This window comes from Peribacillus muralis (assembly GCF_001439925.1).
GTDB classification, from domain to species: Bacteria; Bacillota; Bacilli; order Bacillales; family DSM-1321; genus Peribacillus; species Peribacillus muralis.
In genome coordinates this window covers 1-15,437 of the sequence record NZ_LMBV01000014.1, presented here as the reverse complement: position 1 = coordinate 15,437, position 15,437 = coordinate 1, and the positions used below count along the sequence as shown (strand labels likewise).

Annotated in this window: 21 protein-coding genes; 12 read left to right on the top strand and 9 right to left on the bottom strand. The window is 42.7% G+C overall.

The features are described 5' to 3' along the window. The first annotated feature begins 57 nt into the window (after window positions 1–57). Both ASU00_RS16235 and ASU00_RS16230 read left to right on the top strand, forming a co-directional pair. A complete protein-coding gene (locus tag ASU00_RS16235) occupies window positions 58–714 on the top strand; it encodes an amino acid ABC transporter permease (protein WP_057914525.1) in 657 nt (218 codons plus the stop codon). After that, complete coding sequence (locus ASU00_RS16230; protein ID WP_057914524.1) at window positions 711–1,433, top strand: amino acid ABC transporter ATP-binding protein; 723 nt, start codon at window positions 711–713, stop codon at window positions 1,431–1,433. The genes ASU00_RS16235 and ASU00_RS16230 overlap by 4 nt, the downstream gene beginning before the upstream one ends. 61 nt (window positions 1,434–1,494) lie before the next feature. Here the strand turns inward: ASU00_RS16230 and ASU00_RS16225 are convergent, their stop codons facing one another. The 4 genes from ASU00_RS16225 to ASU00_RS26700 all read right to left on the bottom strand — a co-directional run bounded on the left by ASU00_RS16225 (window position 1,495) and on the right by ASU00_RS26700 (window position 3,470). After that, window positions 1,495–1,863 (bottom strand): hypothetical protein, encoded by a 369-nt coding sequence (locus ASU00_RS16225; protein ID WP_057914523.1) that lies wholly within the window; start codon window positions 1,861–1,863, stop codon window positions 1,495–1,497. A gap of 167 nt (window positions 1,864–2,030) precedes the next feature. Further along, a complete protein-coding gene (gene cidR / locus ASU00_RS16220) occupies window positions 2,031–2,915 on the bottom strand; it encodes a cidABC operon transcriptional activator CidR (protein ID WP_057914522.1) in 885 nt (294 codons plus the stop codon). Between the two features lie 130 nt (window positions 2,916–3,045). Beyond that, entirely contained in the window at window positions 3,046–3,195 is a 150-nt protein-coding gene (locus ASU00_RS26705; protein ID WP_269085328.1) for a universal stress protein, read from the bottom strand. Between the two features lie 68 nt (window positions 3,196–3,263). Next, complete coding sequence (locus tag ASU00_RS26700; protein ID WP_269085326.1) at window positions 3,264–3,470, bottom strand: universal stress protein; 207 nt, start codon at window positions 3,468–3,470, stop codon at window positions 3,264–3,266. A gap of 169 nt (window positions 3,471–3,639) precedes the next feature. Here ASU00_RS26700 and ASU00_RS26835 point away from each other — a divergent pair, with 169 nt between their 5' ends. The 6 genes from ASU00_RS26835 (at window position 3,640) to ASU00_RS16190 (ending at window position 9,013) form a co-directional block, all read left to right on the top strand. After that, window positions 3,640–3,918 carry a MerR family transcriptional regulator gene (locus tag ASU00_RS26835; RefSeq protein WP_330219549.1) on the top strand — a complete coding sequence of 93 codons (279 nt, stop codon included), beginning with the start codon at window positions 3,640–3,642 and terminating at the stop codon, window positions 3,916–3,918. After that, a complete protein-coding gene (locus ASU00_RS26830) occupies window positions 3,882–4,046 on the top strand; it encodes a hypothetical protein (RefSeq protein ID WP_330219548.1) in 165 nt (54 codons plus the stop codon). The genes ASU00_RS26835 and ASU00_RS26830 overlap by 37 nt, the downstream gene beginning before the upstream one ends. Window positions 4,047–4,116: 70 nt before the next feature. Beyond that, window positions 4,117–4,884: a 3-hydroxyacyl-CoA dehydrogenase gene (locus ASU00_RS16205; RefSeq protein ID WP_057914521.1), complete on the top strand. Its 768-nt coding sequence runs from the start codon at window positions 4,117–4,119 to the stop codon at window positions 4,882–4,884. A gap of 100 nt (window positions 4,885–4,984) precedes the next feature. Beyond that, window positions 4,985–6,130 carry an acyl-CoA dehydrogenase family protein gene (locus ASU00_RS16200; protein WP_057914520.1) on the top strand — a complete coding sequence of 382 codons (1,146 nt, stop codon included), beginning with the start codon at window positions 4,985–4,987 and terminating at the stop codon, window positions 6,128–6,130. Window positions 6,131–6,160: 30 nt separating this feature from the next. Further along, a complete protein-coding gene (locus ASU00_RS16195; RefSeq protein WP_057914519.1) occupies window positions 6,161–7,312 on the top strand; it encodes a thiolase family protein in 1,152 nt (383 codons plus the stop codon). A 117-nt stretch (window positions 7,313–7,429) separates the two neighbouring features. Next, the gene (locus ASU00_RS16190; RefSeq protein WP_057914518.1) at window positions 7,430–9,013 is read left to right on the top strand and encodes a fatty acid--CoA ligase; all 1,584 of its coding nucleotides are present in this window, start codon (window positions 7,430–7,432) and stop codon (window positions 9,011–9,013) included. 360 nt (window positions 9,014–9,373) lie between these two features. Here ASU00_RS16190 and ASU00_RS16185 read toward each other — a convergent pair whose 3' ends face one another. The 3 genes from ASU00_RS16185 to ASU00_RS16180 all read right to left on the bottom strand — a co-directional run bounded on the left by ASU00_RS16185 (window position 9,374) and on the right by ASU00_RS16180 (window position 10,771). Beyond that, window positions 9,374–9,556 carry a YfhD family protein gene (locus tag ASU00_RS16185; RefSeq protein WP_057914517.1) on the bottom strand — a complete coding sequence of 61 codons (183 nt, stop codon included), beginning with the start codon at window positions 9,554–9,556 and terminating at the stop codon, window positions 9,374–9,376. Window positions 9,557–9,673: 117 nt separating this feature from the next. After that, the gene (locus tag ASU00_RS24615; protein WP_100533519.1) at window positions 9,674–9,796 is read right to left on the bottom strand and encodes a YfhE family protein; all 123 of its coding nucleotides are present in this window, start codon (window positions 9,794–9,796) and stop codon (window positions 9,674–9,676) included. Window positions 9,797–9,850: 54 nt separating this feature from the next. Next, window positions 9,851–10,771 carry a TIGR01777 family oxidoreductase gene (locus ASU00_RS16180; protein ID WP_057914609.1) on the bottom strand — a complete coding sequence of 307 codons (921 nt, stop codon included), beginning with the start codon at window positions 10,769–10,771 and terminating at the stop codon, window positions 9,851–9,853. Window positions 10,772–10,896: 125 nt separating this feature from the next. Here ASU00_RS16180 and recX point away from each other — a divergent pair, with 125 nt between their 5' ends. Both recX and ASU00_RS16170 read left to right on the top strand, forming a co-directional pair. After that, window positions 10,897–11,694: a recombination regulator RecX gene (gene recX / locus ASU00_RS16175; protein WP_057914516.1), complete on the top strand. Its 798-nt coding sequence runs from the start codon at window positions 10,897–10,899 to the stop codon at window positions 11,692–11,694. A gap of 75 nt (window positions 11,695–11,769) precedes the next feature. Next, window positions 11,770–12,081 carry a YfhH family protein gene (locus ASU00_RS16170; RefSeq protein WP_057914515.1) on the top strand — a complete coding sequence of 104 codons (312 nt, stop codon included), beginning with the start codon at window positions 11,770–11,772 and terminating at the stop codon, window positions 12,079–12,081. A 41-nt stretch (window positions 12,082–12,122) separates the two neighbouring features. Here the strand turns inward: ASU00_RS16170 and ASU00_RS16165 are convergent, their stop codons facing one another. Beyond that, complete coding sequence (locus tag ASU00_RS16165) at window positions 12,123–12,278, bottom strand: small, acid-soluble spore protein K (protein WP_057914514.1); 156 nt, start codon at window positions 12,276–12,278, stop codon at window positions 12,123–12,125. A gap of 113 nt (window positions 12,279–12,391) precedes the next feature. Here ASU00_RS16165 and ASU00_RS16160 point away from each other — a divergent pair, with 113 nt between their 5' ends. Continuing rightward, a complete protein-coding gene (locus tag ASU00_RS16160; protein WP_057914513.1) occupies window positions 12,392–12,658 on the top strand; it encodes a YfhJ family protein in 267 nt (88 codons plus the stop codon). Window positions 12,659–12,722: 64 nt separating this feature from the next. On the opposite strand, the gene ASU00_RS16155 is transcribed toward ASU00_RS16160, so the two are convergent. Beyond that, the gene (locus ASU00_RS16155) at window positions 12,723–13,700 is read right to left on the bottom strand and encodes a metal-dependent hydrolase (protein WP_057914512.1); all 978 of its coding nucleotides are present in this window, start codon (window positions 13,698–13,700) and stop codon (window positions 12,723–12,725) included. A gap of 207 nt (window positions 13,701–13,907) precedes the next feature. Between ASU00_RS16155 and mutY the strand changes: the two genes are divergently transcribed. Continuing rightward, on the top strand, window positions 13,908–15,014 hold the full coding sequence (gene mutY / locus ASU00_RS16150; protein WP_057914511.1) for an A/G-specific adenine glycosylase: 1,107 nt from the start codon (window positions 13,908–13,910) through the stop codon (window positions 15,012–15,014). Window positions 15,015–15,437 lie beyond the last annotated feature (423 nt).

Genomic DNA, 15,437 nt, shown 5'->3' with positions numbered 1-15,437 from the left:
TGCGTAACTTTACGTGTGAAGTTACGCAGTTTTTTTGGCCTTTAGGAGGGGAATGGAATGAGTTTTCGCTGGGATATTATTGTAGAATATGCTCCTTTCTTATTGAAAGGTACATTGCTTACTATTGGGCTGTCGGTTTCATCGATCCTGATCGGAACTTTTTTGGGTTTATTGATCGGGTTAGGAAAAATCATGCAAAATAAAGCGCTCGCATTCCCTTTTTACTGTTATGTCACGGTTTTTCGCGGAACCCCGCTTTTAGTGCAAATCTTTTTGATTCATTTTGGGATCGTGCCCTTATTCACGGGGGAAACGAATGCTGTAGCCGCCGGTGTGATTGCGTTGTCTTTAAATGCAGCCGCATATATCGCGGAAATATTCCGTGCGGGCATCCAATCCATTGATAAAGGGCAAATGGAAGGATCCCGTTCCTTGGGATTGACCCATACCCAAACGATGATCCATGTGGTATTGCCTCAAGCCTTCAAGAGGATGATACCGCCTCTAGGTAATGAGTTCATCGTGTTATTAAAGGATTCCTCCTTACTATGTGTCATTGCAGCTCCAGAGTTAATGTATTGGGGAAAAGCGATGGGAAGCCAGTATTTTAAAGTCTGGGAGCCGTATCTTGCGTGTGCCTTCATTTATTTATTCCTGACCCTCATTTTAAGTTTCGTATTAAATAGACTCGAAAGAAGGTTGAAAACAGGATGATCAAGATCGAGAATCTAAAGAAATCCTTCGGGGATAACGAAGTATTGAAACATGTCAGTGCAATCGTTTCCCCACAGGAAGTGGTTGTGGTAATTGGGCCTTCTGGATCGGGTAAATCAACGTTTCTCCGGTGTATCAATCAATTGGAAACGATTACGGCAGGACATATTTTCATTGAAGGCCTAGATACGACGGACAAAAAGGTCAATATAAATAAAGTCCGAACGGAAGTTGGCATGGTCTTTCAGTATTTTAACTTATTTCCACATAAGACCGTTATCGAGAATATTATGCTGGCGCCATTGAAGGTCCGCAAGGTTTCCAAAGAGCAGGCAGCGCAAAAAGGGATCGACCTTCTTAAAAAAGTGGGTCTTGCCGAGAAGGCGAATGCCTATCCCGATTCATTATCGGGGGGACAGAAGCAGCGTGTGGCCATTGCCAGGGCGCTGGCGATGGAGCCGAAAATCATGTTGTTCGACGAGCCGACCTCGGCTCTTGATCCTGAAATGGTTGGGGAAGTGCTTGAGGTAATGAAGCAACTGGCAAGGGAGGGGATGACGATGGTGGTTGTGACCCATGAAATGGGATTCGCAAAAGAAGTTGGCGATCGGGTAATATTCATGGATGAAGGATACATCATTGAAGAAAACATCCCCAGTGAGATTTTTAATCGTCCGCAACAGGAGCGAACTAAAGCCTTTTTAAGTAAAGTCCTCTAAGTGAAAGTAACCGAAAAACCGTCCATTGAATGGATGGTTTTTCTGGGGGAAAATAAGTTTTTCATTTAATGGTTGAAGCGCCTAAAAGTGATTCAGGACTTTGGCCGAGCACAAGCATACTGATTTTGGCGTACCCAATATTTTTACTTTTGGTGAAAATCTGAAGTAAGATCTCGAAATTAGGATCTTCCTTTAGCTTTTGAACTTCCTCTTTATATAAATCGGTAACGGAGGGCGTAACAAATTCAGGGGTGTATTCGTTATGGTTTTCATCCATGAGTAATGTGCCCATAAAATGATATTTAAATTGCAGGGCCCGTGTTAAGGCAACGACATGAAACAATTTATTAAATAAATGGGGGTATGTATATTTAATCTTCCACAGCGCGGCTTTGGTTGCCTGTAACTCATCGAAACTTGATAAAATCATATATATCTTACTCCTTCCTTAAGAAATATGAGGTCCGTGGGATTAACGGCTTTTAACTCTTATCAAGTCTACCCCCGGGCGATAGGCCATGTAAAATGGTTAGATGTTATCGTTTCCATAACTTGCATCTATGATAGGGCTTACAACGGATAGGTCACTTTAAGCATTCATTCCTTATTGGTAAGTGCTTCCGTCGTATATTTCAGCCATTCTTTTGCGGCGTATGAAAGGTAATGGTCCTTGCTCCAAATGAATCCTAGCTTCCAGTTAATGGAGGGTTTTTTAACCTTAACTGTCTGCACACGCTCATCGTGGCGGCATAAACTTTCTGGTAAAAGGGCAATGCCAAGTTTACAATAAACCATTTCTTCAATGAAATCCCAGCGTGAGCTTTCCGTGACGATATGTGGAGTAAATCCCGCCTCATTGCACGAAGATATGATTAAGTCCCGCAGGACGTAATCTTTGTTGAATAAGATGAAGGACTCGTTTTCCAGCTCGGCCAAATCGATTTCTTCCCTGCAGGCATATGGATGGGAAGGATGTACAATCAAGTTGATGTTTTCTTCTAAAAAGGAAAAATGATGAAAAAGTGCGGTCTTGGTTGGCAGGACTATCACGCCTATATCCAATTGGTCCTTTTGGACTGATTCTTCAATTTTCTTTGAACCATCCTCCACTAATTGAAAGGTAATCTGGGGATATTCCTCATGAAAACGACTAAGGATCTGGGGGAAGAAAGAAGCATCGATGATTGGTGGCAACCCGATGCGAATATGCCCCTTTTTCAAACCTAATAAATTATCGACTTCCGTTTCCAAATTACGAAAGGCTTTATCGATCAACTTTGCCTGCTCTAGGACAACCCTGCCTGCATCGGTAAGGACCAATTGCTTGCGCGAACGATCAAAAAGCTCGACTCCTAGCTCGGTTTCCAAATTTTTAATCATCTTGCTGATGGCTGGCTGGGTAATGTATAAATGATCGGCTGCCCGAGTGAAATTATTAAAATTAGTTACTTCAATAAAGTATTGCAAATGTTTAATATCCATTGCGTCACCTGTTATCCTCTAAAAGTATTTTCATTTTACCTGTAAGGTGAAGGGTTTGTAAAACAAGCGGATCAAAAAAGCTGGATTCCAACGGAACCCAGCTTCTTACTATATGTTGATCCATCCCTTTTTATTTAACTAACAGGACGGGCACAGGAGAATGCTGAACGATGTAGTGGCTCACACTGCCGAGAAATTCCTTGAATCCGCTTAATCCGCGGCTGCCCATGATGATAAGGTCACAATTATGGGTATTCACATGCTCCAATAAAGCCGTGATGGCCGAGCCCTCGACGACAAATGTTTGGGAAGCGTTCGGGACCTCCGATAATAGAGCTTCCGCTTTTCCTACACTTCATTGCCATAATTGCGCATCGATTCTTCCACTTCCTGAAAGGCGTTGCCGTATATATTCGGTTTGATCGGAAGTGTAACAGCGTGAAGCACCTGGACTTCTATAGCTGGATCAAGCTTCGCTAACTCAATCGCTTTTTCTAAAGATTTACGTGCCAATTCAGACTCATCATAAGCTACTACTATTTTTGAACAAAGCAAGGTTAATCCTTCCCTTCTACCTTCTCTATAATGATATACGCCTAGTATATCGGATTGCATCTTCGATATAGTTTCACATAGTATGAATTTTGGATATATTTGTTGAAGGTTACGTTAACGTCAATGTTAAGATAAAGGTAAATATTTCTATGTAAAGTGTGGTATTAACATGTACACCATTTCTGAGTTAGCGAAAGAATTCGAATTGACGACAAGGACGCTACGATATTATGAGGAACTAGGCATGCTAAAGCCAATGCGTACCGAATCAGGGAAAAGAGTGTATGGAAAAAAAGAGTATGCACAACTCAAAATCATCTTGCGCGGTAAGAAATATGGTTTTTCCTTAGTGGAAATAAAGGATATCGTTCTCTTATTCGATAAGGACAGGACAGGACAGGCATTAAGCAATTGGAAAAAACGATTGACAAGGCTGGACGGAAATTAAATGAAATAAATGAGCGCATTAAAGAGCTGAATGAATTGAAACAGGATTTTGAGCAGATGATCGAAGGCTTTACCGTTCATCTTCATGACCTGAAGGTAAACGGTAACCTGGGCAGGCGGCAAAATTAATATCGAAATTAGGTTTTGATGATGGTAAAAGATGAATATATATTCTAGACGAAGCAAATGAGGTGAGGATTTGGATATTCAAGAAACCATTGCAGCAGTGACAGGAGGGGCTTCAGGTCTTGGCGCGGCGGCGGTAAGAAATATCATTAAAAAAGGTGGAAAGGCAGTCATCCTTGATCTCTCGGAAGCAAATGGAGTTAAAATGGTGCAGGAATTGGGAGATTCAGTGCTGTTTGTCAAAACGGATGTTACAAGTGAAGAAAGTGTAAGCAAAGCGTTGGAAAAAGGTGTTGAGAAATTTGGAAAAATCAATGCGGTGATTAATTGTGCAGGTATTGCAATTGCACAGAAGGTCATAGGCAGAAAAGGTGTTCATGAATTGGAAGCGTTCTCAAAGGTGGTGACAATCAATTTGGTCGGAACATTTAATGTAATCCGTCTTGCTGCCCAAAAAATGGTTGAAAATGGGCCGAACCATGAGGGAGAGCGTGGGATCATCATCAATACTGCTTCGGTAGCTGCCTTTGAAGGACAGATAGGACAAGCTGCCTATAGTGCCTCCAAGGGAGGAGTTGTTGGAATGACCCTGCCGATTGCTAGAGAGCTTGCCACCAAGGGAATCCGTGTCGTATCGATAGCACCGGGATTGTTCCATACACCAATGTTTGACTCATTGCCTGAAGAAGCGAGGAATTCTTTAGGAAAAACAGTTCCATTTCCATCGCGTCTCGGGTATCCCGAGGAGTACGCAAAACTTACGGAAAGCATCATAACGAATCCGATGCTGAATGGAGAAACGATCAGGCTTGATGGGGCCATCCGGATGTCACCCAGATAAGTATTTCTTATTGATAGGAAGATCCTTATTACCCTTGAAAAAGAGCCTTCCTATCAAAATGAAGCGAAAAAGGATAAAGCATGCAAAGGAGATAATAGAGATGAAACATCCATATTTAAATGAGGATCATGAGATATTCCGCAAGTCATTCCGCAAGTTTTTAGAGAAAGAAGCGATTCCAAACTATGAACGCTGGGAGGAAGAACGAATCATTCCCCGGTCATTTTGGACGAAAATGGGGGAGCAGGGCTTTTTATGTCCTGATCTTGAAGAAGAGTATGGGGGTTCCGGAGGGGATTGGGGCTTTGCGGTCATAATTAATGAAGAACTTGAAAGGGTGGGTTCTGGTTTCATTGGTTTCGGGCTCCACAGTGACATTACAGTTCCGTATATTGCAGCCTACGGAAATGAGTGGCAGAAACAGCGCTGGCTTCCTAAATGTACAACAGGGGAAATCATTACGGCCATCGCCATGACAGAGCCAGGAACAGGTTCTGACTTGGCCAATATTAAGACGACGGCGATTTTGGATGGAGATCATTACATATTAAATGGGCAAAAGACGTTCATCACCAATGGCATTCATTCGGATCTAGTGATCGTGGCGTGCAAAACGGATCCTAATGCGGTTCCGAAGCATAAAGGCGTAAGCTTGGTCGTGGTTGAAAGAGGAACGCCGGGTTTTTCCAGGGGGAGAAAACTGAAGAAGCTTGGATTGCACAGTCAGGATACAGCTGAACTCATTTTTGAGGATTGCCTCGTGCCAAAAGAAAATTTGCTTGGTGAAGAAGGCAAGGGTTTTACATATTTAATGGAAAAATTGCAGCAGGAACGCCTTGTCGTAGCAATTTGTGCTCAAACGGCATCAGAGGATATGCTTGACGATACGATTGAATATGTGAAAAGCAGGGAAGCATTCGGGAAATCCGTGAGTCAATTTCAAAACACTCAATTTAAAATTGCCGAAATGGCAACTGAAATTAAAATGGGCCGTGCTTTCCTCGATCAATTGATTGCCGACCATATGGCGGGTGAACAGGTCGTCACAGAAGTGTCGATGGCGAAATGGCGATTGACGGAGACCGCTAGAAAAATATCCAGCGAATGCATGCAGCTCCATGGAGGGTATGGGTATATGGAGGAATACAAGATTGCTAGAAGGTATCGGGACATTCCTGTAGCTAGCATCTATGCGGGAACAAATGAAATCATGAAGAAAATCATCGCTAAAAATCTGGGTCTTTAATAAAAACAGGATGTGAAGGGGAGAGATTGTATGCGCGAAGTGGTTATCGTAGAAGGAATTCGCACTCCAGTCGGCAGACGGAACGGCGTCTTGAAAGACATTCGCCCGGATGATCTGGCAGGGGAAGTATTGAAGATGCTAATTGCAAAGGTTGATATCGATCCTGCCCTTGTCGATGACGTCATTTTAGGATGTGTTTCACAGTCCGGTGAGCAGGCCGGAGATATAGCTCGAGTTGCTGCATTGATTGCCGGTTATCCAATTGAGGTGCCGGGAACGACGATCGATCGTCAATGCGGCTCAAGTCAACAGGCGGTTCATTTCGCTTGTCAGGCCATATTGTCGGGGGATATGGATGTAGTCGTGGCCGGTGGCGTAGAAAATATGTCCCGAGTCCCTATGGGATCGAATTACCAAGGGGCGGTAACCAGTCAAAAGTATTTAGACAGCTACGATGTGATCAACCAAGGTATATCTGCTGAGCGGATCGCAGAGAAGTGGGGGATTACACGGGAGGAATGCGATCAGTTTTCCGTTGAGAGCCATAGCAAAGCGATACAAGCTCAGAAAGAAGGATATTTCGACCGTGAAATGATCTCCGTTACTGGTACCGATAAAGAAGGAAATCATCTGGGCGTTACCGAAGATCAGGGTCCAAGGAGTGGGACTACTTTGGAAGTCCTCTCAGGGTTGAAACCCGTGTTTCAAGAAAATGGGCTAATCCATGCCGGAAACTCAAGCCAGATCAGTGACGGCGCTGCCGCTTTATTATTGATGGAGCGCAGTAAAGCCGAGGAACTTGGACTGAAACCTCGCTTTAAGGTGCATACAAGGGTCGTTGTCGGCTCAGATCCAACACTGATGCTGACTGGACCGATTCCCGCTACACAAAAAGCGTTGGAAAAAGCGGGACTTTCCATTGATGATATTGATATTTTTGAAGTGAATGAAGCTTTTGCTCCTGTTCCGATTGCTTGGCTGAAAGAAACGGGGGCTGACCCGAAGAAGCTCAATCCAAATGGCGGGGCAATCGCCCTGGGACATCCTCTTGGGGGCAGCGGTGCGCGAATCATGGTATCCATGATCCATGAGCTAGAAAGGACAGGCGGGCGCTATGGGTTGCAAACAATGTGTGAGGGACATGGAATGGCGAATGCCACCATCATTGAAAGATTGGATTGAAACGCTGCCTGCGGTCAAGAACATTGGGTCATTCGCACGCAAGGATGAGCCGAAAAAGAGACACAGACTTACATCGCCAAACTGAATTAGGGGTGGCTTAGTTGAGGAGGAAATGATATGTCAGTAACGATTAAAAATATCTTTGATCAGACCGTTCAGAAATTCCCCATTAAAGAGGCTATCTATGACGTGAGAAGAAATATCCGTTACACGTATATTCAGTGGAATGACCAGGTGAATCGATTGGCTTCTGCCCTTCAGGCTGAAGGCGTTCGAAAAGGAGACAGGGTTTCAACGTATCTTTACAATAATGAAGAGCTGGCCACTGCCTTCTTTGCTTGTGCAAAGATCGGCGCAATCTTTAATCCAATCAACTTCCGTCTAATGCCGGAAGAGTTGGCCTTCATATTAAATGATGCAGAACCAAAAGTCGTTTTATTCGAACGTGAATTGAAATCGGCTGTAGCTGCCATTGAAAAGCGTTTCCCGGAAACGGGTTTCTGGTACATTGACGATGATGTGCCAGGTTATGCCAAAGGGTACCGCCAAAAATTGGCCAGCAGCTCATCCCAACCAGCTGAAGTGGACGTTAGTGAAGATGATGTTTATGCCATCATGTATACGAGTGGGACGACTGGGCGTCCAAAAGGGGTTATACACCTGCATAAGGATATGGTTAAACAAGCAGCGATTTTAATTGAGGCCATAGATTACGACCGCTCTGATATCGGTTTGACCACTGCACCTATGTTTCATTGTGCCGAACTGCACTGTTGTTTTTTACCACGTGTACAGGTCGGAGCCATGAATGTCATCCTTCACCAGTTCAATCCGAAAAAGGTATTGGAGCTATTTGAATCAGAGGGGATTACCAAGTTATTCGCTGCGCCCACAATGTGGAACATGCTCATTCAGGAAAATCTGGATGAGTATAAATTCCAAAGCCTGAAGCTAGGGCTATATGGAGCGGCTCCAATGGCACCATCGCTTGTACGTGCTTGTCAGGATAAACTGGGAATCCAGTTCATCCAGGCATATGGAATGACCGAAATGGGGCCAGCGATTACTCTTCTGCTGGAAGATGATCAAGTAAGGAAAGCGGGCTCTGCCGGCAAGGCTTGTCCGGAACATGAAATCATTATAGTCCGCCCAAATGATGACGGGCCATCGGAGCCCGACGATATTCTGAAACCTGGGGAAACTGGGGAGATTCTTGTGAAGGGTCCGTGTATCATGAAAGGCTATTTTCGTAAAGATGCAGAGACGGAAAAAGCACTTTACAAAGGCTGGTACCATTCTGGTGACATTGGCTTTCTGGATGAAGATGGATACCTGTGGGTCAAGGATCGAGTGGACGACATGGTCATTTCCGGGGGTGAAAATGTGTACCCAAGGGAAGTGGAGGACATACTTCATGGACATCCACTTGTGTTCGACTGTGCCGTACTAGGTCAACCAAATGAAAAATGGGGGGAAACAGTTACGGCTTTTATCGTAGCTAAAAGTTCAGTGTTGTCGGAGCTCGAACTAGAAAATTGGTGTAAGAACAGTGATTCGCTGGCTAAATATAAGCGACCAAGAAGGTACATTTTCTGTGAAGAGTTGCCGAGAAATGCAAGTGGAAAGATACAAAAATATCTGCTTCGTAAACAACTGGAAGGAAAAACCAATAATAAGGGTTTGGGAAATCTCCATTTTTGAAGTTGATTATGAAATGGTTAGTGCAAGGTGAGAGAAAAAAAACGACTGTCAGAACGACCAATAATCCTTACAAACTCTTCTGGATATTCAATGATAAATAGTATTTCCGTTAATTTATGGAAGGTTAAAGAAAAGTTATCCACAATGGAAATCTTGACCACTCAGAGGGATATAGCTTTTATCCACATTATCCACAGAGTTATCCATAAATAACATTATTTTCTTGTTGGTAAAGCGAGTCATAATACCCATTGTTTATCAGTATTTTCTGAATATATCCACAATATCAACAATGATGTGGATAAACGGTGTGGATAAGAACGTGTTAGGGGCTGTTATATACAGCCCCTTGTTTTTTTATTAGCGGCGATTATGAGCCCTGCGATCGGCTGCATTTGCCCGTGCTTGTGCCTCGATGTCTTCCTGATCAGCCAGTTCGGAAGAATATTCTACGTCAAGTCCGTCACTTTTTAGGTTTTTAGGAACCTGTGGCAATTTTTGTTTATTTTTGTCTCGATTATGATGTATGCTATTACGTCCCATGTTTACGCCCCCTAAAATAAAGAATAAGCTGGAGATGATTTCAGCAGTTCAATTCATCATCTCCAGCTTATTTTGTGTCGAACGAACGATCAAAATGTACGGGAAAATACCCCAAAGTTAACGGCGGGATCTTTTCTCATTAAAGCCGCCAGCACGATCTGCATTTTTAAATTCCCGTGCATAAAGAATGGCTTGGGTGCTCGTTAAGTTACTTTTTTCTTTTTCGTGTTTTTTGGACAAGTAAATCAGCTCCATTTCACCTTAATATCCCTATTTTTTCCCAAAAAGACACTTTCATACGTGATTATCTTTTTTTAAGATAGCTTGTAAAGCATCATTAAGGGTTGGGAAGGTAAACGTGAATCCTGCTCTTTTAAGTTTCGTGGGCATGACATTTTGCCCTTCAACCACAAGAATGCTCATTTCACCCATTACGGTTTTCAGGATGAATGGAGGTACAGGAAACCAATGGGGCCGGTGCATGACAGCTCCTATCGTTTTACCGAATGCATCCATTTGTACGGGGGTGGGTGCGGTGAAGTTGACCGGTCCCTCCATACTCTGATCATTGATGCAAAAGGAGATTGCCCGGACCACGTCTTGAAGATGGATCCAGGAAAGCCACTGATTCCCCTTGCCGAGCTTTCCTCCGCCGAAAAGTTTATAAGGCAGGACCATCATGGGCAATGCGCCTCCGTTTTCGCCCAGAATAACACCAAATCTAGTAAGGACGAGTCTGTTGCTGTAGTGCTGTGATTTAGCAGCTTCCTTTTCCCATAGTTTTACGGTCCTCGCCAAGAAATCATCACCAATCGATTCAGATGATTCGGTAAAGGTATCCTCATCAGAAACCCCGTAATATCCAATCGCACTGGCGTTGACGATGACAGACACCTTATTGGTCAGAGAGGAAAGGATCCTGTTCATTTCCTTGCAGGCATCAACCCTGCTTTCGACAATTCTCCGTTTTCGTTCAGGAGTCCAACGCCCGTCGTTTAAAGATTCCCCTGCAAGATTTATGAATGCATCAAGGCCAATCAAATGATCTTCGGGCTTTGCGTTCTCGGTTAACCAGCCAATATATTGGAGCTTTGGCTGGTTTTTGTATTTTTCTGGATGACGGGTCAATATATATAAATCATGATTTTCTTTAAGTAATTCCTCAATAAGGGCTGTGCCGACAAATCCGCTTCCACCAGCAATCGCTATTTTCATGAAAACCACTCCCTTTCCCTGTCTTCCCTTCACTTTACCATGCTGATGTTCTTTTTTCATTTTTAGACATGCTTTTATAGAAATGGGGCAGATAAAGGGGTAAAGTAGGTGTGGGGGTGAGTTTTATGCCAAAGATAACAAAAATAACAACCCAAAAAAAACGAAAAGATCGTTATAACATATTCGTTGACGAAAAATATGCCTTCAGCGTGGACGAAGAAGTGTTATTGAAATTTCAATTGAAAAAGGATACGGCACTTGATGACCTGCTGCTAGCTGAAATACAATTCCATGATGAAATCCAAAAGGCATTTACGGATGCCCTTCATTATTTATCATACCGGATGCGTTCGGAATCGGAAATTCGCCTTTACTTGAAAAAGAAGGAGACAGAAGAGCCGATTATAAAAGAAGCGATATATAAGCTGTACAGCTTTAACTATTTGGACGACCTCGAATTTGCCAAAGCTTATGTACGGACACATGTGAATGGCGGCAATAAAGGTCCGACTACCTTAAAGCTCGAGTTAAAGGAAAAAGGAATACAAGAAAAGTTAGTTTTCGAGGCCATGAAGGAATACCCCTTTGATCTTCAGGTAGAGCATGCAAGAACACTTGCCGGGAAATCGATTAAAAAGGAAAAAAACATTTCGGAACGGGCATTAAGGCAAAAAGTTGAACAAACCTTATTAAGAAAAGGGTTTCCAAGAGATGTCATTCTCGAAGCCCTCGAGGATGTGACGGTGGAAAAGGATGAAGATGAACAATGGAATTCCCTATGCCATCATGCGCAGAAATTCGAGCGTCGATATAAAAACCTTGAAAGCTTCGAATATGATCAGAAAATGAAGCAGGCATTATATCGAAAAGGTTTTCCAATAGAATTGATTGATCGATATCTATCCAATTCTGATAGTGAATAAGTACAGCAATAGCCAAAACAAGAAATTTTGTTTAATATAGAAGTAAATTAATTTTTCATTTAAGGAGCACTATATATGAGCGACGTAAGATACAGCAAATTGTCGGCCTATGAGCTGCAGCAGGAAATTGCAGCTTTGACTGAAAGAGCAAGAAAGGCTGAGCAATTGGGAATGGTTAATGAATATTCTGTATTGGAACGTAAAGTGACGATGGCGAAGGCCTATTTGCTTAACCCAGATGATTTCAAAAAAGGTGAAATATATCAGATTGATGGCGATCCAGGTGTCTATTTCAAAATTGATTATATGAATGGAGTGTTCGCCTGGGGTTATCGCCTAGGAGGAAGTGGGAAGGAAGAGGCGCTGCCGATTTCGATGTTAAAATGAACAGAAATCGGGAATGATCCCGATTCCTGTCCAAATCACCGTTAATCCGAGCGCTCATTCGAAGCTTTCATTCGTTCTTGAGGGTGTGTATTAATGCTCCCATCTACACGCTTTGAAGCATATCTTGCTTTTGCACGAGGCTCGCCTTGAAATTTATTATTGTTTTGGTTGGGAAATCCTTTTTGTTTATTTCGCAAGTTGTTCTCCTCCAAGCATCAGTTTAATGAAAGAAGCGTTTCCGCTTAGGACTAGTATGGGTAATGGACCATATAGTTGATTCTGTAAAAATATTGGCAATGAGGTGTTTCTAATGAATGATTACCATGAAAGATTAACCAAGATACTGCTTGAGAAAAATGAGCACATCACGTATGAGCAAGCTTTGACTTGGGTGGAATTATTATGGGAGGATTTCGAAGCGACCTATGCAAAAGCCGGACATGAATATGCCGGGGAAGAAATGACGTCACGCGTCGTAAGAACCTGGATCGATAATTATGGTGAACAATTTCACGAATTCATCGCAAAAAATCCTAAATATCAACATTTATTAAATCAGCATAATCGGCTGCATTAAAAAAAGCTGATTCCAGGGTTATCATCCTGGAATCAGCCTTTTTTCTATGTTCCCTATGCCGCAGCTATAAAATGATATTCAATTTCTTTTGCAGTTTCGCCTCGCTAAAGATCCAGCCGGTATACGAATTCAAGATATTTAAATCGCTGTCTAGATGGACGACTGCCACAAATGGGTAATATCCATTGCTTCGGTACCGTAAATCAATGAAGCGGACTTCATAATATTTTTTTATCTGTTCGATTTCAAAGCGGTAAACCGGAGAAAAGGACAGAAAGGCTGCCAGGTTAATATCCTTTTTGGCCGCTTCAAGAATTTCACTTTCAGGCAACGGCACCCGATCGAATGTATCCAGGATGGATACATATCCATTATCGGCTCGTGCCACATAATAATTCTTTTCGGTAATCACCGCAATTTTCCAGCGGTGAAAACGCATCGTCGGTGATAAGAGGATTTTTCTCGCTCCAGGGATTTGCTGTTTAACGGCCCTCTTAATAAAAGCTTGTTCCCTGAACCGAGAGACATAATAGATGACGAGTATCCCGTAAATGACGAGGAATAAATAGCCTGGGGGAAATCCGAAGCCCCATAAGATCAACCCTGCAACGTGGATACCAAAAATGAATGGATCGAATGTATTGATGACCCCTAAAGCTACCCATTTTGATGAAATCGGCCTAAGAGCTTGTGTTCCATATGCATTGAATATGTCTACGAATACATGAAGGAACACGGCTAAAAAGGTCCAGAGCCAAAGATGAAGGTAATTTGCTTCAGGTATGATGGCGAAAAGCGTACCGCTGATTATCAATGGCCAAAGTAAAACAGCGGGAATGGAATGTGTGATTCCACGATGGTTGCGTATATATACAGCGTTATTCCTTAATTTCAAGACGGTGTCAACATCTGGTGCCTGTGATCCCAATATCGTACCTGCTATGACTGCACTTGCAGTGACTGGGTCCTGCGCAATGACAGGATCTAATGTGGCAAGACCTCCAAGAGCAATTCCCATGACAAAGTGAGTACCTGTATCCAAAAATCAAACCTCCCTGCCACAATTTGAAAAAAATGGTCTTCTTTCATCATACCGTATTTATATATTAACCATCAAATGAATATAATTTTGACTTATTTTTATGAGCCTATACAATTAAATGGATATGAACATGATAGTAAAAAAAGAATGGCCTACTATAGGTATTCCCAATTTTGAATAGACTGTAACATCTTTGGAGGAACTGATGTGAAAGAAATAATGATCCCGACAATAGAAAAAATCAATATCAAAGGTTTTCAACAAGATTTAGTTTCCTGGTTCCAGAAAGAACAGCGGGAATTGCCATGGAGGGAAAATAAGGATCCATACCGAGTTTGGGTTTCGGAAATCATGCTTCAGCAAACGAGGGTTGATACGGTGATTCCTTATTTCAACCGGTTTATGGAATGGTTCCCCACGCTTGAGGATTTTGCAGATGCGGATGAAGAGAAAATCTTGAAGGCATGGGAAGGGCTTGGATATTATTCGCGTGTAAGGAATCTGCAAAGTGCGGTACAGGAAGTGCGCGCTTCCTATAGTGGAATCGTGCCTGATCATCCAGGGGAGATCTCCAAACTGAAGGGGGTTGGCCCGTATACGGCCGGGGCAATCCTGAGCATTGCTTACGGTAAGCCGGAGCCAGCAGTCGATGGAAACGTCATGCGCGTATTATCCCGTATATTAATGATATATGAAGACATTGCAAAGCCGAAGACGAGAAAAACATTTGAAGCGGCCGTCAGAAAGCTGATCGATCATGACCATACCTCTGCCTTCAATCAAGCCTTGATGGAGCTTGGCGCATTAATCTGTACCCCAGGAAAGCCTGCATGCCTGCTCTGTCCCGTTCAAAGTCATTGTCTTGCATTCGAATCCGGGGTTCAGTCCGAACTGCCGGTAAAAGTCCAAAAGAAAAAAACACGGGATGTCCCGATTGTGGCTGCCGTTTTAACGAATGACAAAGGTGAATTTTTAATTCATAAGCGAGCAACTGAAGGATTGTTGGCAAACCTTTGGGAGTATCCGAATTTCGAGAACCATGCACCCCTTCAGCCCAAGCGGGAGTTTTACGAGAATCGCTTTCAAGAAATGTATGGAGTCAAACCGGAAATCACCCAATCACTGGTTCGAATAGAACATGTTTTTTCACATCTCGTTTGGAAAATGGATACGTATATCGGAGAGGTCAAGGAAACGATTGATGAAGAAACCTTACGGGAAAACCAGCTCAAGTGGGTAAGTGAAGCTGAGATGGCTGAGTTTGCTTTTCCGGTCTCCCATCAAAAGATGATGAAGGCCTATAAAGAAAAATAACATATGGGATAAAGGCGTTTTTTCCATCCTACCAAACATTCTTTACTGTATGGTAATATTAGGGTGTCGGGGAGGTGGAATCATGAAGATTGTTATTCAAGCATTCGTCGCATCATTCTTCATTCATGCTTTATATATTTGCAGTATGATGCTGATTGGATTCTTAAAAACAAGCCAATAAACCAGACGTCGTTAATGCTTGGAACCATGCTGGAGCGCTGCAAAACGTAGTATCTTTCGGTACGGTCGTGTCTCCATCCGTTTATGCGTTAACATTTTTAGGTACTGGTTTGATTTGTGCAATCGTGATTATGTTCTATAAAAAGCCTGCGTAAAAAAAAGAGGATATCGGCAATAAACTGGTACCTGTAGTTAGGACACTTGAAAAAGAGTGTTTTATATACAGGTATTTTTTTATATACT